At 69.1% G+C, this 18,383-nt stretch carries 14 protein-coding genes; 9 read left to right on the top strand and 5 right to left on the bottom strand.

Annotation, left to right across the window (positions count from 1 at the left end):
- Positions 1-37 precede the first annotated feature (37 nt).
- From tssC to DXK32_RS18355, 8 genes are all read left to right on the top strand, one after another.
- A complete protein-coding gene (gene tssC, locus DXK32_RS18390; protein WP_114859847.1) occupies positions 38-1,507 on the top strand; it encodes a type VI secretion system contractile sheath large subunit in 1,470 nt (489 codons plus the stop codon).
- A 39-nt stretch (positions 1,508-1,546) separates the two neighbouring features.
- Positions 1,547-2,062, top strand: coding sequence for a type VI secretion system tube protein Hcp (locus tag DXK32_RS18385; RefSeq protein ID WP_114859846.1), 516 nt, complete (start codon positions 1,547-1,549; stop codon positions 2,060-2,062).
- A gap of 178 nt (positions 2,063-2,240) precedes the next feature.
- Positions 2,241-2,699: a type VI secretion system baseplate subunit TssE gene (gene tssE / locus DXK32_RS18380; protein WP_114859845.1), complete on the top strand. Its 459-nt coding sequence runs from the start codon at positions 2,241-2,243 to the stop codon at positions 2,697-2,699.
- A gap of 14 nt (positions 2,700-2,713) precedes the next feature.
- Entirely contained in the window at positions 2,714-4,510 is a 1,797-nt protein-coding gene (gene tssF, locus DXK32_RS18375) for a type VI secretion system baseplate subunit TssF (RefSeq protein ID WP_114859844.1), read from the top strand.
- On the top strand, positions 4,507-5,631 hold the full coding sequence (gene tssG, locus DXK32_RS18370; RefSeq protein WP_247877222.1) for a type VI secretion system baseplate subunit TssG: 1,125 nt from the start codon (positions 4,507-4,509) through the stop codon (positions 5,629-5,631). The genes tssF and tssG overlap by 4 nt, the downstream gene beginning before the upstream one ends.
- A gap of 53 nt (positions 5,632-5,684) precedes the next feature.
- Positions 5,685-8,300, top strand: coding sequence for a type VI secretion system ATPase TssH (tssH, locus tag DXK32_RS18365; protein ID WP_114859843.1), 2,616 nt, complete (start codon positions 5,685-5,687; stop codon positions 8,298-8,300).
- Positions 8,301-8,316: 16 nt separating this feature from the next.
- Complete coding sequence (locus DXK32_RS18360; protein ID WP_114859842.1) at positions 8,317-10,392, top strand: type VI secretion system Vgr family protein; 2,076 nt, start codon at positions 8,317-8,319, stop codon at positions 10,390-10,392.
- Between the two features lies 1 nt (position 10,393).
- Positions 10,394-11,083: a toxin-antitoxin system YwqK family antitoxin gene (locus DXK32_RS18355; protein ID WP_247877221.1), complete on the top strand. Its 690-nt coding sequence runs from the start codon at positions 10,394-10,396 to the stop codon at positions 11,081-11,083.
- A gap of 140 nt (positions 11,084-11,223) precedes the next feature.
- Here DXK32_RS18355 and DXK32_RS18345 read toward each other — a convergent pair whose 3' ends face one another.
- The 4 genes from DXK32_RS18345 to DXK32_RS18330 all read right to left on the bottom strand — a co-directional run bounded on the left by DXK32_RS18345 (position 11,224) and on the right by DXK32_RS18330 (position 14,204).
- Entirely contained in the window at positions 11,224-11,616 is a 393-nt protein-coding gene (locus DXK32_RS18345) for a DUF4280 domain-containing protein (protein WP_014198555.1), read from the bottom strand.
- A gap of 94 nt (positions 11,617-11,710) precedes the next feature.
- Positions 11,711-12,910 carry a DNA polymerase IV gene (locus DXK32_RS18340; RefSeq protein ID WP_114859841.1) on the bottom strand — a complete coding sequence of 400 codons (1,200 nt, stop codon included), beginning with the start codon at positions 12,908-12,910 and terminating at the stop codon, positions 11,711-11,713.
- A 68-nt stretch (positions 12,911-12,978) separates the two neighbouring features.
- Positions 12,979-13,632, bottom strand: a complete 654-nt coding sequence (locus tag DXK32_RS18335) for a ChrR family anti-sigma-E factor (RefSeq protein WP_114859840.1) — start codon at positions 13,630-13,632, stop codon at positions 12,979-12,981.
- Positions 13,629-14,204 (bottom strand): sigma-70 family RNA polymerase sigma factor, encoded by a 576-nt coding sequence (locus tag DXK32_RS18330; protein ID WP_114859839.1) that lies wholly within the window; start codon positions 14,202-14,204, stop codon positions 13,629-13,631. The genes DXK32_RS18335 and DXK32_RS18330 overlap by 4 nt, the downstream gene beginning before the upstream one ends.
- A 212-nt stretch (positions 14,205-14,416) precedes the next feature.
- On the opposite strand from DXK32_RS18330, the gene DXK32_RS18325 reads away from it, so the two are divergent.
- Positions 14,417-15,853 (top strand): sigma-54 interaction domain-containing protein, encoded by a 1,437-nt coding sequence (locus tag DXK32_RS18325; protein WP_114859838.1) that lies wholly within the window; start codon positions 14,417-14,419, stop codon positions 15,851-15,853.
- 144 nt (positions 15,854-15,997) lie between these two features.
- On the opposite strand, the gene pflB is transcribed toward DXK32_RS18325, so the two are convergent.
- Positions 15,998-18,280: a formate C-acetyltransferase gene (gene pflB, locus DXK32_RS18320; protein ID WP_114859837.1), complete on the bottom strand. Its 2,283-nt coding sequence runs from the start codon at positions 18,278-18,280 to the stop codon at positions 15,998-16,000.
- Between the last annotated feature and the right edge of the window lie 103 nt (positions 18,281-18,383).

Raw genomic sequence — 18,383 nt, 5'->3', positions numbered from 1 at the left:
GCAAGCCCAACCAGAACCCCCTTCACGGAGCGAACAGGTGAGCACGGAAACGTCCGTTGAGAGCGCCGCCAGTCTGTCCCTGCTCGACCGCATGATGGTCGAAGGCAAGATGGCGCGCGAGGAGGGCCAGCGGCCCTACGCCCGCGACCTTCTGACCGAATTCGTCGACCAGGTCCTCGCCGAGACCGGCGACGCCTCCGCCGTCGACGTGGTCGAGGCGATCAACCAGCGCATCGCGCAGATCGACGAGCTGATCAGCGACCAGCTGAACGAGGTCATGCACCACCCCGACTTCCAGACGCTGGAAGCGACGTGGCGCGGCCTCAACTACCTCGTCATGAACACCGAGACCTCGACGACGCTGAAGCTGCGCGTCCTCAACGTCTCGCGCAAGGACCTGCAGAAGGACCTGGACAGCGCGGTCGAGTTCGACCAGAGCGCCATGTTCAAGATGGTCTACGAGGCCGAGTACGGCACGCTGGGCGGCACGCCCTACAGCATGCTGGTCGGCGACTACGAGTTCGGTCGTCATCCGCAGGACATCTCCCTGCTGGAAAAGATGTCGAACCTCGCCGCCGCCGCCCACGCGCCGTTCATCAGCGCCGTGTCGCCGGCGATGTTCGACATGGAGAACTTCGGTGAGCTGGGCGCCCCGCGCGACCTGTCGAAGATCTTCGAGACGGCCGAGATGGTGAAGTGGCGGTCCTTCCGGTCGTCGGAAGACTCCCGCTACGTCTCGCTGACCATGCCGCACGTCCTGATGCGCCTGCCCTACGGCCCGAACACCGTTCCGGTCGAAGGCATGAACTTCGTCGAGGACACCGACGGGCGCGATCATTCCAAGTACCTGTGGGGCAACGCCTCCTGGGCGCTGGCCTCGCGCATCACCGACAGCTTCGCCAAGCACGGCTGGACCGCGGCCATCCGCGGCGTGGAAGGCGGCGGCAAGGTCGAGGGTCTGCCCAGCCACACCTTCAAGACCGACGAGGGCGACATCGCCCTGAAGTGCCCGACGGAGATCGCCATCACCGATCGCCGTGAGAAGGAGCTGAACGACCTCGGCTTCATCTCGCTGGTCCACTGCAAGAACACGGATTACGCGGCGTTCTTCAGCGGCCAGACCACCAACAAGCCGAAGGTCTACAACACCGACGAAGCCAACGCGAACGCCCGCATCTCCGCGATGCTGCCGTACATGCTGGTGTCGTCGCGCTTCGCCCATTACCTGAAGGTGATGCTGCGCGACAAGATCGGCGCCTTCCTGACGCGCAACAACATCACGGACCATCTGAACACCTGGATCGCCAACTACGTCCTGCTGGACGACGAGGCGTCGCAGGGCACGAAGGCCCGTTTCCCGCTGCGCGAGGCCCGCATCGACGTCTACGACGTTCCGGGCCGTCCGGGCGTCTACCGCGCCAACATCTTCTTGCGCCCGCATTTCCAGCTCGAGGAGCTGTCGGCCTCCATCCGCATGGTCGCCGAACTGCCGGCGCCGGAAGCCTGATCCCCTCCCCACCGAACGCATCGTCCGGAGTAAATCCGCATGTCTATGATCATTCTCGATATCCCCAACGTCGCGGGGGAGTCCTCGGTGGAGATCGCCGGGGGCGTGGTTTTCAAGGACAAGATCCTGTGCGAATCCATGTCGCAGGACATGACCGTCGAAATGGAAGTGTCGACCAACGCCCGCCGCACGGTCCACACCCCGAAGGTCGAGAACATCACGCTTGAGCGCAAGTGGGACCGGGCCTCGCCCAAGCTGATCTCGCTGCTGCTGCGCTCGGCCAACTCCGACACGGCGAAGAAGCAATGGACCATCCATTGCCTCAAGCCGATCGGCGACACCCACCAGTGGGGCGAGTTCCTGACGATCGAGCTGACCAACCCGCTGATCGCCAAGCACAGCCTGAGCGTCAACGAGGGCGACACGACCGAGACCATCGAGATCAACGCCACCGAGATCTACTGGACCTACAAGCGCTACACCGAGGACCAGAAGCACGAAGGCGGCGGCGGCGTGAAGTTCAACCTGCTGAAGGGAACCGTGTCCGACAGCTGAGCCAGCCTCCCCATGATGGGAAACCCTCTCCCCTCTGGGGAGAGGGGAGGGTGAGGGGGCTGCGCTTTTGCCGGACGCACCGTCACGCGCATCCCCCTCACCGGCCCTCCGGGCCACCCTCTCCCCAGAGGGGAGAGGATTACAAAATAGAGTTTCACTCCCCCCAACGGACACGGCGATGACCCAGCCCAAGACGATGACCGGCGGACGGTCGCTGCTGTTCGAACGGCTGATCGACTTCGAACCGGACCAGCCGACGGGCGACGAGCCGTCCGCCACGGTGCTGTCCATGCCCGACCTCAAGGCGTCGATCCGGCGCGAGGTCGCGCGCATCCTCGACAGCCGAAGCACCGGCATCCGCCGCCCCGACCTGGGCGGAACGGCGCTGGACTATGGGATTTCCGACATCACGCATCTGGACGCCGCCTCCGACGCCGACCGCCGTCAGGTGGAACGGATGGTGCGGCAGGCCATCATCGATTTCGAGCCGCGGCTGAAGCGCCCGCGGGTGACCGTCAGCGCCGGAACCGGGCGCGGCACCATGGTCACCAGCATCTCCGGCGAGGTCGTGGCGGGCACCGTCACCGAACGGCTGGAATTCGACGTGGGCCTGCGCGGCCAAGCCGAATCCGGCTGAAAGGACGCACCAGGATGCGGCGCGAGGACCTCCTCGACCATTACGAACGCGAGCTTCTCTACGTCCGCCGGGCGGGCGAAGCCTTCGCGCGCAGCTATCCCAAGATCGCGCGCCGGCTGGCGCTGGGGCCGGATCAGGCCGCCGACCCGAACGTGGAACGGCTGATCGAGTCCTTCGCCTTCCTGTCGGGCCGCCTGCAACTGAATCTGGAGCGCGAGTTCCCGCGCTTCTCCGAGGCGCTGCTCGGCATCCTGCACCCGCAGATGATCGCGCCGATCCCGGCCATGGGCATCGCGCGGATGGAGCCGACGCCCGGCGAGGGGCGGTTGACCGGCGGTTTCCGCGTGCCGCGCGGCACCCCGCTGCACGCCGTGGCCGAGGACAATATCCGCTGCCGCTTCCGCACCGCCTACGACGTGACTCTGTGGCCGGTCGCGGTGACCGACGCCGCGGTGGAACCGGCCGACCGCTACGACTTCCTCGACGGCGCCGCCACTGCCTCGGTGCTGCGGCTGCGGCTGGAGACGCGCAACCAGTCCTTCGAGAACCTGCCGATCGACAGGCTGCGGCTGTTCATCGACGGCGAGACGATCCTCACCTCCGCCCTGCACGAGCTGTTCCTGTGCGGCGTGGTCGAGATCGCCTACGTCCAGCCCGGCAAGCCGCCGGTGCGGTTGCGCGGCGAGAACCTGATCGCCCCGGTGGGCTTCGGCCCCGACGAGACGGTGCTGCCCCACCCCAGACACGCCCAGCCGGCCTACGGCCTGCTCCAGGAATACTTCGAGTTCCCGCAGAAGTTCGACTTCTACGACCTGCCGATCCCCCAGGGACGGCTGTTGGGGGAGGTCGTGGACATCCTGATCGCGGTGTCACGCCCGCTGCCCAACCGGCTGACCCTGCGCAAGGACAGCTTCGTCCTCGGCTGCACGCCGATCGTCAACCTGTTCAACCGCACGGCGGAGCCGATCCGGCTGAACCACCGGCGCACCGCCTACCGCGTCGTTCCCGACGCGCTGCGCGAACGCACGACCGAGGTCCATTCGATCCTGGAGGTCAGCGGCCTGCGCGACGGCGACGGCATGCACCACCGCTACGTCCCCCTCTTCTCGCACCAGCACGCCGAGGCCGAGACGGAGCCGCGCGGCTTCTGGCTGGCCGCGCGCGAACCGACCCAGCGGGAGGACGTGCCGGGCACCGACATCCATCTCAGCCTGCACCACCTCGACCTGACGCCCACCGAGCCGGCGGACGAGACGCTTCTGGTGCGCACGCTCTGCACCAACCGGGCGCTGGCCGAGCAGGTCCCGGCGGGGGCCGCGCTGATGATCGAGGAAACCGCCCCCATCGCCACCATCCGCTGCCTGCACAAGCCGACTCCCGGCCGCCCCGCCCCGGCGGGTGGTTCCTCGGCCTGGAAGCTGATCTCGCACCTGTCGGTCAACCATCTCAGCCTGACCGGCGACGCCGAGGGGCTGCGCGCCTTGCAATCCATCCTGCTGCTGCACGCGCCCGACGACCCGTCCGCCCAGCATCAGATCCGCGGCGTGCAGGGCCTGTCCTCCCGCCCGGTGCTGCACCGCATGGGGCAGGACGCGTGGCGCGGCTTCGTGCGCGGGCTGGAGGTGACGGTGGCCCTGGACGAGCGGAACTTCGTCGGCGCCAGCCCGCTGGTCTTCGGCGGGGTGCTCAGCCGCTTCCTCGGGCTCTACGTCAACGTCAACGCCTTCGCCCAGCTTCGGCTGCGCTCGGTGCAACGGGAAGGGGTGTGGAAGGCATGGTCGCGCCTTGCCGGCAGCCAGCCGGTCCTGTGACGGACCGCGCCGTTAACTCCCCCGCCCTGATCGACCGGCTGGAGGCGGAGCCCTGGGGCTTCGACCTGTTGCAGGCCATCGCCCTGCTGGAGCGCGCCGCTCCCGGTCTGGCACCGCTCGGCACCGGGATCGACCCGGAGCAGGAGGCCGTCCGCATTGAGCACGACCCCAGCTTCGTCTTCCCCGCCAGCGATGTGGTCGAGGCGCGGCGGACCGAGGACGGGCGCGGCGTCGTCCGCTCCCCCGTGCTCGGCGTGGCGGGCATCAACGGCCCCCTGCCCTACGTCGCCACCGAACTGCTGGTGGAGCGGGCGGCGCGGCGCGACACGGCGGGCTCGGCCTTTTACGACATCTTCAACCACCGCCTGATGTCGATCTTCTACCGCACCCGCCAGGGCAGCCTGCCCCTGCTGGAGCGCGACCCGGAACGCACTCTGATGGCCCGCGTCCTGCGCGCTCTGGCCGGCATCGGCACGCCCGGCCTGGAGCAGCGCCTGCCCGGCACGCCCGACCGCATGCTGCTGGCCTTTTCCGGCATCCTCGCCAACCGGCGCCGGTCGTCGGCCGGGCTGGAGGCGATCCTCGGCGCCGTCTTCCGGGTCAAGGTGCGGGTGGAGAGCTTCGTCGGGCGCTGGCTGCCGCTGGACGAGGAGAGCCGCACCCGCATCGGGGGCGGCTTCGGCGCGCGCAACAACAGCCTGGGCCGGACGGTCGTTTTGGGCCGCCGCGTCTGGGACCAGCAGAGCTGCTACGCCATCGAACTGACGCTCGACAGCCTGGAGCGCTTCCGCGAGTTCCTGCCCGATGGGCGGCACCACCAGACGCTCTGCGCGCTCGCCCGCTTCCACACCGGGGACGGCATGGACTTCCGCATCGTGCTGGTGCTGGAGGCCACCAAGGTGCCGCCGACCCGCCTGTCCACCAAGCCGCCGGAGGGCAGCCGCCTCGGCTGGACCTCCTGGCTGCGGGCGCCGGGCCGCCCGACTGTGAAGGACGGCCGCCTGACCCTCGACCCCGCCTCTTATAACCCTCTCCCCCCTGGGGAGAGGGTGGCCCGAAGGGCCGGTGAGGGGGTTGCGCTTGTGCCGGACGTACCGCATAGCGCAACCCCCTCACCCTAACCCTCTCCCCAGAGGGGAGAGGGAACGTCAACGTCATCCCAGGGAGCCGTCCCGTGACCGCCGACATCAAGTCCCTCATCGGAAAGCTCGACCGCGACGGGCGCAAGGTGCTGGAACGCTCCGCCGCGCTGTGCGTCTCGCAGACCCATTACGACGTCGAGGCGGAGCATGTGCTGCTGGCCCTGCTACGGCTGAAGGACGCCACCGTCGCCGGCATCCTGCGCCATTACGGCGTCGAGACTGGCCGGCTGGAGACGGAGCTGGACGCGGCGCTGGACCGCATCCGCCGCGGCAACAGCCGCACCCCGGCCTTCTCCCCCCGTGTTCCGGAGATGCTGGAGACGGCGCTGCTGATCTCGGTGACCCATCTCGACAGCCCGCAGATCCTTCTGCCGGCCATTCTCTGGGCCGCGGTTGCCTGCGATTCCGTGCGGGCGGTGGTGACGGAGTCCGCCCCCTCCCTGCTCGCCCTGCCGCGCGAGCGCACCGCGTCCGACCTGCCGGAGCTGGTCCGCGTCCTGAAAGAGGGAGGGCCATCGGCCATTGCGGCCGACTCCGCTTCCGCCGCCGCTCCGGTCTCCGCCGCGTCGGACGGACGGGCCATGCTGGACCAGTACAGCCAGGACCTGACCGCCCAGGCCAAGGCCGGGAAGATCGACCCGGTGATCGGGCGCGACCGCGAGATCCGGCAGGTCATCGACGTCATGATGCGCCGCCGTCAGAACAACCCGATCCTGGTCGGCGACCCCGGCGTCGGCAAGACCGCCATCGTCGAGGGGCTGGCCCTGCGCATCGCCGAGGGCGACGTGCCGCCGCCGCTGCGCGGCATGGTCATCCGCACGCTCGACCTCGGGCTGCTGCAAGCCGGAGCCGGGGTTAAGGGCGAGTTCGAGAACCGGCTGAAGTCGATCATCAAGGAGGTCTCGGCCTCCCCCGTGCCGATGGTCGTCTTCGTCGACGAGGCGCACGCGCTGATCGGCGCCGGCGGGGCCGCCGGCCAGGGCGACGCCGCCAACCTGCTGAAGCCCGCCCTGGCGCGCGGCGAGTTCCGCACCATCGCCGCCACCACCTGGGCCGAGTACAAGAAGTATTTCGAGAAGGACCCGGCGCTGGCCCGCCGCTTCCAGCCCGTCTCGGTGCCGGAGCCGGACGAGACGGCGGCGGCGGCCATGCTGCGCGGCCTCGTCCGCCGCTTCGAGGAGCATCACGGGGTCCGCGTGCTGGACGACGGCATCGCCGCCGCCGTGGCCCTGTCCGCCCGCTACATCCCCGCCCGCCAGTTGCCCGACAAGGCGATCAGCGTGCTCGACACCGCCTGCGCCCGCGTCGCCATCGCCCGCAGTTCCAAGCCCGAGGCCATCGAGGCGATGGAGCGCGAGGACGCCATCCTGGCCCGCGAGGCGGAGCGGCTGGAGGCCGAACCCGGCACAGCCCACCACGCCCGCCTGTCGCAGATTTCGCAACGCCGCGGCGCGCTGGCCCTGGAGAAGGCCGCTCTGGACGAGCGCTGGACCCGCGAACGCGACTTGGTCGACGTGGTGGAGGCCGCGCTGAAGGCCGGCCACGCCGTGGAGGCCGCCGCGGCCACGGAAAAGCTGAAGGCCGTGCAGGGCGACAGCCCGCTGGTCCCGCACCGGGTGGACGGCGCGGTGGTCGCCGCCGTGGTGTCCAACTGGACCGGCATCCCGGTCGGCTCGATGTCCAAGGACGACCTGGAGGTGGTCGCCACGCTGGAGGACCGCATGGCCGCCCGCGTCGTCGGCCAGCCGCAGGCGCTCCAGGCCATCGCGCGGGCCGTGCGCGGCTACCGCGCCGGGCTGGGCGAGCCGCAGCGCCCCATCGGCGTCTTTCTGCTGAGCGGCCCGAGCGGCGTCGGCAAGACCGAAACCGCCCTGGCGCTCGCCGAACTGCTGAACGGCGGCGAGGACAGCCTGATCACCATCAACATGTCCGAGTATCAGGAGGCCCACGCGGTGGCGACCCTGCGCGGCGCCCCGCCGGGCTATGTCGGCTACGGCAGCGGCGGCGTGCTGACCGAGGCGGTGCGCCGCCGCCCCCACGCCGTGGTGCTGATGGACGAGGTCGAGAAGGCCCACCCCGACGTGCTGGACATGTTCTACCAGGTCTTCGACAAGGGCATGCTGGAGGACGGCGAGGGGGTAGAGGTGGACTTCCGCAACACGCTGATCCTGCTGACCAGCAACCTCGGCGACACGGAGCTGTTCGCTCTGGGCCGCGAGGCGCTCGACGCCGGGCGCATCGGCGAGGCACGGGAGGAGGGGCTGGCCGCCATCTCCGACGTGCTGCGCCGCCGCTTCCGCCCGGCCTTCCTCGGCCGCCTGTCGGTCGTGCCTTACTACCCGCTGAGCGAGGCGCAGATCCGCCGCATCGTGACGATGAAGCTGGACAAGCTGCAGCGCCGCACCGCCGGCAACCGCGGCGCCGAGCTGGCGGTGACCGACGCGGCGGTGGAGGCGCTGGTGCTGCGGGCGCTGAATTCCGACGCCGGGGCGCGCATGATCGACACGCTGCTGTCGGAGTTCGTGGTGCCGGAGGTGGCGATCCGCATCCTCGACCGCGTCGCCGCCGGCCAGCCGGTGGGCCGCATCATCGTGGACCACGGCGCGGACGGGCGCTTCACCGTGGGCGTGGACGGCACGGCGGCCTGACCGGGGAGGGGCGAGGATGGCGAAGCGCTTTTCCCAGGACGGCCAGTATCTGTCCATCACCACCCCGCTGGGGGCGGACGCGCTGGCGCTGCGCACCATCGTGGGGGAGGAGCGGCTGTCGTCGCTGTTCACCTACCGCGTCACCATGATCTCGTCCGACGATGACATTGCCTTCGACCGTGTCGTCGGCAAGGCGGTGACCGTCGCCATCACGCTCGGCGACCAGGAGACGGTGCGTCACATCAACGCCATCGTCGGGCGGATCGAGCTGACCCACGTCGACGACCGCAGCCAGGTCGCCCATTACGAGGCGGAGCTGCACCCCTGGCTGTGGATGCTCACCCATTCCGGCGACTGCCGCATCTTCCAGGAAAAGACGGTCCCGGAAATCGTCGAGGAGGTCTGCAAGGGCGCCGGCTACACCGACATCAAGAAGTCGCTGACCGGCACCTACGCCAAGCGCGAATATTGCGTGCAGTACCGCGAGACCGACTACAATTTCGTCGCCCGGCTGCTCGAAGAGGAAGGCATCTTCTATTACTTCGCGCATGAGGACGGGAAGCACACGCTGGTGCTGGGCGACGGGGCCAACGCCTTCGCCAAGAGCCCGCTGCTCGACGCCTTCGAATACCGCGCCACCGAAGGGCACGACGACGAGGACCATGTGCTGAACGGTCTCAGCGTCGAGCGGCGGGTGACGACCAAGAGCTACGGCATCGACGGCTACCATTTCGAGACGCCCTCGACCGACCTCTACGCGACGGCCGAAGGCGCATCGGGCTTCGGCACGGTCAGCGACTACATGGGCCGCCACACCACCTCGTCGGACGGCGAGGCGATGGCCAAGCTGCGCCAGCAGGCGCTGGCCTTCCCCGGACGCCGGGTGCGCGGCAGCGGCGAATGCCGGTCGCTGGAGGCCGGGACGCGCATCACCGTATCCGGCCACAGCAAGAGCGACCTGAACGCCGAGTATGTCCTGTATTCCGTGCGCATCGACGGGGCGAGCGGCCACTTCAACGCCCATTTCACCGCCTTCCCGCCCGACCTGCCCTTCCGCCCGCTCGACACGGCGGTGAAGCCGCGCATCCACTCCACCCAGACCGCCATCGTCGTCGGCAAGAGCGGGGAGGAGATCTGGCTCGACAAGTACGGGCGCATCAAGGTGCAGTTCCACTGGGACCGGCTGGGCAAGAAGGACGAGAAAAGCTCCTGCTGGGTCCGCGTCGCGCAGAACTGGGCGGGCAAGAATTACGGCATCATGTTCTTCCCCCGCGTCGGGCAGGAGGTGGTGGTGACCTTCCTCGACGGCGATCCCGACCGTCCGTTGGTCACCGGCTCCGTCTACAACGCCGAGCAGACCGTGCCCTACACGCTGCCCGACGATTCGACCAAGAGCACCATCAAGACGCAGACCTCGAAGAACGGCACCGGCAAGTTCAACGAGATCCGCTTCGAGGACAAGGCCGACGCCGAGGAGATTTTCGTTCACGCCCAGAAGGACATGAACGTCGAGGTGTTGAACGACGTCACCCGCCTCATCAAGCACGACGAGGTGGAGACGGTCGAGAACGACAGCACCATCGACATCCAGCACGACCGCAAGCTGACCGTGAAGAACGATCACAGCATCACCGTGTCGGAAGGCAACGAGACTCACGAGGTCGCGAAGGGCACGCGCGCCGTGACGGTGAAGGACAACGAGACCCACACCAACAAGGCGGACTTCATCCACAAGGCCGACGGCGACTACACCCTGACGGTGAAGGGCAACCTGACCATCGACGTGACCGGCGACGTGGTGATCAAGGGCAAGTCGGTGAAGGTGACCGCCACCTCCGGCGAGGTTGGCGTCAAGTCCGGCACCGGCATGACGCTCGACGCCGGCGGCGCCTTCAACGCCAAGTCCGGCATGGCGATGGAGATCAAGTCGGGCATGGGCATGGATGTCAAGGCGAGCATGGGCATGAACCTGAAGGCCGGCCTCGCCTTGTCCGCCGAGGGGCTGTCGGCCACGCTGAAGGCCCAGACCATGGGCGAGGTCAGCGCCGGTGCCATCATGACCGTCAAAGGCACCCTGGTGAAGGTGAACTGAGATGGCCACTGAGACCGCCGACGACATGGCCGCCCCCGCCGCGTCCGATCCCCAACCCGTCGAGGAGCGCGACGAGCTGGGCCGCATCGTCCGTAGCGGCGAGATGCGCGACGAGCAGTTCCATGGCCTCTACACCGCCTACGGCGAGGACGGGCACCCGCTCCTGCGCGCCCGGCTGCGCGCCGGGAAGCTGCACGGGGAGGTGCGCAACTACGCGCCCGGCGGCGCCCTGGTCCAGGTGGCGGAGTATGCGGACGGCGTGCAGCACGGCCAGACCACCTTCTACGCCAACGCCCGCCCGACCTGCCGCATGACCTACCGCGACGGCCTTCTCAACGGTCCGTCGGTCTTCTTCCACGAGAGCGGCACGGTGGCCGCCGTCTTCCAGTATTGCGACGGCAAGCGCGAGGGCGAGGCGCTGTTCCACAGCCCACAGGGCCGTCCAATGCGGCGGGAGAGCTACGCCAACGACCGCCTGCACGGCCCGGTGCTGGGCTATTACGACGACGGCACGGTGAGCGAGCGCGCCGCCTTCCTGGACGGGCTCCAGGACGGGGTGCTGCGCCGTTTCTTCCCCTCCGGCGCGCTGATGCAGCACGGCGTCTACCGCCGCGGCCTGCTGATCGAACCGCTGCGGACCTATTCGGAGGACGGCAAGGAGATCGCCGTGCTGCAGCCCCCGGCGGGGTGAGGGGGAACCCTTGGAAGGTGTTGCCCCCACCCTAACCCTCCCCCGCTCTCGCAGGGGAGGGGACCGCCGCCGCTTCGCAGAAGGCACCCTCTCCCGCCCAGCGGGGGAGGGCCGGGGTGGGGGCAAGAGCCCCGCTCACCCTACGGCGTCTGCACCGTGAACTGCCCCGGCACCACGATCTGGATCACCCCGCCCCAGTTGCACATCAGCTTGCTGGTGGAGGTCAGGGCCGGCATGTTGCCGACCATCACCGTGGGCGCGCCGGGCACCCAAGGGGCGACCGTGCAGGGAACGCAGGGCTGCGGCTTGATCACGCCCGGCGGCGGCACCGGAATCATCGAAGCGACCACCGGGTTGGCCGGGCTGGTGCAGACGCCGAAAGGCGGGATGTTCATGATCGGCTTGTTGTCCATGATGTTGGCCATCGGCGGGCCGCCGGCCATCGTCCGGTTCAGCGGCAGCACCACCAGCGCGGACGGCGCCGCCCCGAAGCTGCAGGTCATCATGGCCCCTGCGCACACCGCCTGACTCATCCCGTCTCTCCCTGCCGAAACGTCCAGGCGAAGAGTGTGCGCCTCCGCCGGTCCGCGGCAAGCGATCCCTGGACCGGATTGGTCCGAATTCGCTTCAACCCGGCGGAGACGGGCCGAACCCGTCGAACAGGCCCGGCTCCGCCTCGGTCTCGGGGTCGAGCAGGTCGGTGCAGCCGATGCCGATCAGGCGGATCGACCGCCCGTCCGGCTCGGCGTCCAGCATCTCGCAGCCGGTCTGCCAGATCAGCCCCGCCGACCGGGCGGGCGGATCGACCCGGCGGGAGCGGGTGATCGTCTGGAAGTCGGCGGTCTTCATCTTCAGCACGACGCTGCGCCCCCGCAAGCCCGCGGCCGACAGGCGGCGGGCCACCGTCTCGGCCAGTGGCAGCAGAGCGTCCTTGAGCGCGGCCTTGTCGGCGGTCTCCCAGTCGAAGGTCGTTTCGGCGGAGATGCTCTTGCTCGGCGTCTCCGGCTCCACCCGGCGGTCGTCCTGGCCGCGGGCGAAGCGGTGCAGCAGACGGCCCATCTTGCCGTGGCGGCGCACAAGGTCGATCTCCGTCCAGCCGCGCAGGTCGCCCACGGTGCGGATGCCGTCCGACTGCAGCTTGCGCTGGAGCACCGGACCGACGCCCCACAGGATCGACACCGGCTTGGGCGCCAGGAAGTCCAGCGCCTGCCCCCGCCCGATCACCGAGAAGCCGCGCGGCTTCTCCAGGTCGGAGGCGATCTTGGCGAACAGCTTGTTGTAGCTGAGCCCGACCGAGGCGGTGATGCCCAACTGGTTCTCGAAGCGGCGGACCAGTTCGGCCAGCGCCTGGGCCGGGCTGATGCTCAGCCGCTCCCCCACGCCCGACAGATCCAGGAAGGCCTCGTCGATGGACAGCGGCTCGACCAGCGGGGTGAAGGCTTGCATAAGCTCCCGCGCCTGCCGGCCCACCGCCTTGTACTTCGCCATGTCGGGCCGCAGCACCACGGCGTCCGGACAGGCCTCCAGCGCCTGCCACATCGGCATGGCCGAACGCACCCCGGCCATCCGCGCGATGTAGCAGCAGGCCGCGACCACCCCGCGCCGATCGCCGCCGATGATCAGCGGTCGGCTGACCAACTCGGGCCGGTCGCGCTTCTCCACCGTGGCGTAGAAGGCGTCGCAGTCGATGTGGCCGATGGCGAGGCCATGCAGCTCCTCATGCCGGACCAGCCGCCGGCCGCCGCATTTCGGGCAGCGCGGCTCGCTCCCGCGGACAGCCGCCGCGCAGTCGCGGCACAGGGCCTTGCAATCGTCGAACACAGCCATGGCCGCAGTCTAGCAGCAGCGCGCCTGCGGCGGGGAAGGAATGTTCCTGTCCCGTTCCAGTTTTCCGCTCAGAAGCGGAAGCCCCGGTTGAGCAGCCAGCCGAGCGGGCCGGTGAAGACCAGCGGCTGGTCCTGCACCAGCAGGCACAGGCACTCCCCGTCCGCGTCGGCCACGGCGTGGTGCGGCGTACCGGTGTCGTAGGACGCCACGTCGCCGACCCGGTAGGCCCCGAACTCGTCGGAGAAGCCGCCCTTCATCACCAGCAGCATCTCGCTGTCGGTGTGGCGGTGGGCCGGCACCCGCGACCCCGGCGCCATGCGCAGCAGGCAGGCCGAGGCCGTTCCGGCGCTGACGCCCCAGGCCGACAGGTGGACGCCCGGAACGACGCGCACCCAGTCCAGCGCCTCCGGTTCCGCCCCGATGGCGCGGCGCAGCGGGCCGGGAAACAGACTCGTTCCGGCCGGTGGGGGTACGGGCGGCGGCGTGGCGGCCGTCGTGTCGAGCCGGGTCATCAGGGTGCCGAACAGCGAATCGGACACCGGCTCCGGCGGCAGATCGGCCAGCAGGACGCCGCCACAGGCTTCCAGCTCCGCGACCTGCGCGCGGCAGTCCGGACAATAGGCGAGATGGGCGGCGATCAGCAGCGACTGCACCGCGCGCAGGCTGCCGGCGGCGTAGTCGAGAAGCAGTTCGGGGGCGGGATGATGGGCCGGCACGGTCACGCCCCCTCCCCGAAGGCCCGGCGCAGGCGGACGAGGGCCAGCCGCAGACGGGTCTTCACGGTCCCCAGGGGAATGCCGCGTTCGGCGGAGATTTCCGCATGAACCTTGTCCTCGTAATAGGCCAGCCGCAGCACGTCGGCCTGCTCCGGCGGCAGGTTGCCGATCACCGCGCGCAGCCGGAAGGCCGTCTCGGCCGCTTCGAACTGGTGGTCGGGCGTCGGTTCCTCGCCACCGTCCGCCATCAGGTCTTCGGGCTGGAGCTCGGGCCGCCGCTCCTGCCGGACGCGGTCGATGCGGCGGTTGCGGGCGATGGTGTAGATCCAGGTGGAAGCGCTGGCCAGCGCCGGATCGAAGCGGTCCGCCCGCAGCCACACCGCCATCATGACGTCCTGGACCAGTTCCTCGGCCGCGCTGCCGTCGGCGCCCAACCGGCGCATGTAGGCCTTGATCCGCGGCGCGAAGTGATCGAACAGCGCGCGGAAGGCGGTGGAGTCCCGGTTGCGGGCGACGGCAAGCAGAAGTTGCTCGTGGTCCGGCATGGTCGGGTCGTTCGAATCGGCCTTCGGCAGCATGCCAGGGAAAGGTCTTCGGTCGGTCTCGGTCTTTGCGCACCATACAACAGCGTGTCCTGCCGCACACGGCGTAATTCGGCATAGGATTTCCGTCATGCATGCGGGCGAAGCACCCCCCAACTGGATTCCCTGGTATGGTGCCCCCACTTGATGCTAGGTCCGCATCCCCCTCCGCAAAGCCCCGCCAAGCCCCCTCCAAGAAGGAAGAAGGCATGAGCCTCGAACCGAACTTCGAACATTTGCGGGCCCGGGCCGTGGAATCGCTGTTCCACCATCTGGCGGACGCCTGCGTCGGGCTGATCGTGGTCGACCGGGACGCGCGGATCGCCTGGATCGGCGAGCGCTATCTGGAGTTGCTCGGCTATTCCGGGAACCCGGACGACGCGCTTGGCCGCCCGGTGGAGGAGGTCATCCCCAACAGTCAGATGCGCCATGTGGTGGAGAGCGGGCAGACCATGCTGCTCGACCTCATGGACATCGGGGAGCGGACCATCGTGGTCACCCGCCTGCCGCTGCGCGAGGAGGACGGGACGTTGATCGGCGCCATCGGCTTCGCCCTGTTCGACCGGGCCGACCGGCTGCGCCCGCTGATGTCGAAATACCAGAAACTCCAGGAGGAGCTGACCCGCGCCCGGCAGGAGCTGGCGCAGGAGCGGCGCGCGAAATACTCCCTGTCGCAGATGATCGGCAACAGCGATTCCATGCGCGAGGTGAAGCGCCTGGCCCGCCGCGCCGCGCAGCTCGACAGCACCGTCCTGCTGCTGGGCGAGACCGGCACCGGCAAGGAGCTGCTGGCCCACGGCATCCACGCCGCCAGCCCGCGTGCCGGGGCGCCCTTCGTCGGGGTGAACGTCGCGGCGATCCCGGAAAACCTCCTGGAATCGGAGCTGTTCGGCGTCGCCCCCGGCGCCTACACCGGCGCCGACCGCAAGATGCGCGAAGGCAAGTTCCAACTGGCCGACGGCGGCACCCTGTTCCTGGACGAGATCGGCGACATGCCGCTGCCGTTGCAGGCCAAGCTGCTGCGCGTGCTTCAGGAGCGCGAGTTCGAGGCGGTCGGCTCCAACAAGGTGGTGCGCGTCGATCTGCGCGTCATCGCGGCGACCAGCCGCGACCTCGACGCCCTGGTCCGCGAGCGGCAGTTCCGCGCCGACCTCTATTACCGTCTGAACGTGGTTCCGATCACTCTGCCGCCGCTGCGCGACCGGACGGAGGACATCGGCAGCATCGCCGACCGCATCCTCGACGAGCTGGCCTTCACCACCACCGCACCGTCGCGGGAGCTGACCGCCGGGGCCATCGCCGTGCTGGAGGATTACGACTGGCCGGGCAACGTGCGGGAGCTGCGCAACGTGCTGGAACGGGTGTCGGCCATGACTGACGACACGGCCCTGACCGCCGAGCACATCCGCGGCGCCCTGCCGCGCGCGGCGGGTCCCGCCGGTCCGGGCGAGCGGCCGCTGGAGGGGGGCGACCGTCCCTTGAGCGACGTGTTGAAGGAGACGGAACGCGCGGCCATCGTCGGCGCTCTGTCCCGCACCGGCGGGGTGAAGGCGAAGGCCGCAAAGCTGCTGGGGATTTCGCGCGCCTCGCTCTACGAGCGGATGCAGGCGCTGGGGATCAGGGAGGATACCCAGGGGACGGTGTGAGTCGGGACGTGTTGCCCCCACCCTTCCCACGGCTTCGCCGCGGGCCCCTTCCCTCCCCCGCTGGGCGGGAGAGGGAGTTGTCCCCTCCCCTGCGAAGCGGGGGAGGGTCAGGGTGGGGGCAGCACGTCGCGGCTCAGACGCTTCTCAATGCGCCCCGTGGAAGGTGCGGCTGATGACGTCCATCTGCTGCTCGCGGGTCAGCTTGATGAAGTTCACCGCGTAGCCTGACACCCGGATGGTCAGCTGCGGGTACAGCTCCGGATGGTCCATGGCGTGCAGCAGCGTCTCGCGGTCGAAGACGTTCACGTTGATGTGGTGCCCGCCCTGGCCGAAATAGCCGTCCAGCATGCCCACCAGATTGTCCACCCGCTCACCCTCGGTCGGACCCAGCGCGCCGGGCACGATGGTGAAGGTGTAGCTGATGCCGTCCTGGGCGTGGGCGTAGGGCAGCTTGGCCACCGACGCCATCGAGGCGATCGCCCCCTTGCGGTCGCGCCCGTGCATCGGGTTGGCCCCCGGTGCGAAGGGCTGGCCGGCCTTGCGCCCGTCCGGCGTGTTGCCCGTCTTCTTGCCGTAGACCACGTTCGACGTGATCGTCAGCACCGACTGCGTCGGCACCGCGTCGCGGTAGGCCTTCTGCTTGCGCAGCAGACCCATGAAGGTCTCGACCAGCCACACCGCGATGCCGTCGACCCGGTCGTCGTTGTTGCCGAAGGCCGGATAGTCGCCCTCGATGACGAAGTCGGTGGCGAGGCCACGCTCGTCGCGCACCACCTTGACCGTGGCGTGCTTGATGGCCGACAGGCTGTCCGCGACGACGCTCAGGCCGGCGATGCCGCAGGCCATGGTGCGCAGCACGTCGCGGTCGTGCAGGGCCATCTCCAGCCGCTCGTACATGTACTTGTCGTGCATGAAGTGGATGGCGTTGAGCGTGTTCATGTAGGCCCGCGCCAGCCATTCCATCATCGGCAGCAGGCGGGCGACCACCGTGTCGTGGTCGAGCACGTCGCCGGTGATCGGCGCGAAGGCCGGGCCGACCTGCTCGCCCGACACCTCGTCGCGGCCGCCGTTGATGGCGTAGAGCAGCGTCTTGGCGAGGTTGGCGCGGGCGCCGAAGAACTGCATCTGCTTGCCGATGCGCATGGCCGAGACGCAGCAGGCGATGCCGTAGTCGTCGCCCCAGTAGGGCCGCATCAGGTCGTCGTTCTCGTACTGCACCGAGCAGGTCTTGATCGACGTTTCGGCGCAGAATTTCTTGAAGCCTTCCGGCAGGCTTTCCGACCACAGAACGGTCAGGTTCGGTTCCGGCGCCGGGCCGAGGTTGTTCAGGGTCTGGAGCATGCGGAAGCTGTTCTTCGTCACCAGCGTGCGCCCGTCGAGCGCCATGCCGCCGATGCACTCCGTCACCCAGGTCGGGTCGCCGGAGAAGAGCTGGTCGTATTCCGGCGTGCGCAGGAAGCGGACGATGCGCAGCTTGGTCACGAACTGGTCGATCAGCTCCTGCGCCTCCTCCTCGGTCAGCAGGCCGTCGCGCAGATCGCGCTCGACGTAGACGTCGAGGAAGCTGGAGACGCGGCCGAGCGACATGGCCGCCCCGTTGGCCTCCTTCACCGCGGCCAGATAGGCCAGATACGTCCACTGCACCGCCTCGCGGGCGTTGGCCGCCGGGCGCGACACGTCGAAGCCGTAGGACTTGGCCATGGCGGCCAGTTCTTTCAGCGCCTTGATCTGCTCGGTGATCTCCTCGCGCAGGCCCAGCGTGTGCTCGTCGATGCGGTCCAGCTCAAGGCTCTTGTACTGCGCCTTCTTGTCCTCGATCAGGAAGGTCGCGCCGTAGAGCGCCAGCCGGCGGTAGTCGCCGATGATGCGGCCGCGCCCATAGGCGTCCGGCAGGCCGGTGATGACGCCGGACTTGCGGCAGCGCAGCATCTCGTCGGTGTAGACGTCGAAGACGCCGTCATTGTGCGACTTGCGCAGGCCGGGGAAGACCTCCTCCAGCCTGGGCGAGGGTTTGAAGCCGTAGGCCTCCAGCCCGTTCTTGACCATCCGCCAGCCGCCGAAGGGCATGATCGCGCGCTTCAGCGGCTTGTCCGTCTGAAGCCCGACGACGAGTTCAAGCTCCCGGTCGATGTAGCCGGGCGCGTGGGCGGTGATCGAGCCGAAGACCTCCGTATCGGCGTCGAGCACGCCGCCCTTGGCCGCGCGCTCCTCCTTCAGCAGGGCGGTGACCTTGTCCCACAGGGCCTTGGTCCGTCCGGTCGGGCCGGTCAGGAAACGGGAATCCCCGGCGTAGGGGTGGACGTTGCGGACGATGAAGTCGCGGACGTTGACCTCTTGCTGCCAGACGCCCGGAACGAAGCGGCGCCAGGGGCGCTCGGCTTGCTGTTCCGGGGTCTCGACGAGTCCGTCTCTCAGCAGGGTGTCCATGATGTCTCCTCACGAAAAGGCGTCTGGGCGGCACGCGCCGCGTCGCTGATCGACCCTGGAGGCCCCCCAGCGGAGGGGTCGGAAGACCGCCGGCCCCCTGGTC

Source organism: Azospirillum brasilense, from assembly GCF_003349955.1.
Lineage (GTDB): Bacteria > Pseudomonadota > Alphaproteobacteria > Azospirillales > Azospirillaceae > Azospirillum > Azospirillum brasilense_B.
The sequence above is the reverse complement of the archived record's forward strand: the minus strand, read 5'-3'. Positions and strand labels throughout refer to the sequence as shown.

What these genes read in the sequence shown, in the direction of transcription:
- DXK32_RS18360 (WP_114859842.1), top strand. Translation starts at nt 8,317, where the DNA reads ATGGCGAAGCGCTTTTCCCAGGACGGCCAGTATCTGTCCATCACCACC.
- DXK32_RS18355 (WP_247877221.1), top strand. Translation starts at nt 10,394, where the DNA reads ATGGCCACTGAGACCGCCGACGACATGGCCGCCCCCGCCGCGTCCGAT.
- tssF (WP_114859844.1), top strand. Translation starts at nt 2,714, where the DNA reads ATGCGGCGCGAGGACCTCCTCGACCATTACGAACGCGAGCTTCTCTAC.
- tssE (WP_114859845.1), top strand. Translation starts at nt 2,241, where the DNA reads ATGACCCAGCCCAAGACGATGACCGGCGGACGGTCGCTGCTGTTCGAA.
- DXK32_RS18325 (WP_114859838.1), top strand. Translation starts at nt 14,417, where the DNA reads ATGAGCCTCGAACCGAACTTCGAACATTTGCGGGCCCGGGCCGTGGAA.
- DXK32_RS18330 (WP_114859839.1), bottom strand. Translation starts at nt 14,204, where the DNA reads ATGCTGCCGAAGGCCGATTCGAACGACCCGACCATGCCGGACCACGAG.
- DXK32_RS18385 (WP_114859846.1), top strand. Translation starts at nt 1,547, where the DNA reads ATGTCTATGATCATTCTCGATATCCCCAACGTCGCGGGGGAGTCCTCG.
- DXK32_RS18345 (WP_014198555.1), bottom strand. Translation starts at nt 11,616, where the DNA reads ATGAGTCAGGCGGTGTGCGCAGGGGCCATGATGACCTGCAGCTTCGGG.
- DXK32_RS18340 (WP_114859841.1), bottom strand. Translation starts at nt 12,910, where the DNA reads ATGGCTGTGTTCGACGATTGCAAGGCCCTGTGCCGCGACTGCGCGGCG.
- pflB (WP_114859837.1), bottom strand. Translation starts at nt 18,280, where the DNA reads ATGGACACCCTGCTGAGAGACGGACTCGTCGAGACCCCGGAACAGCAA.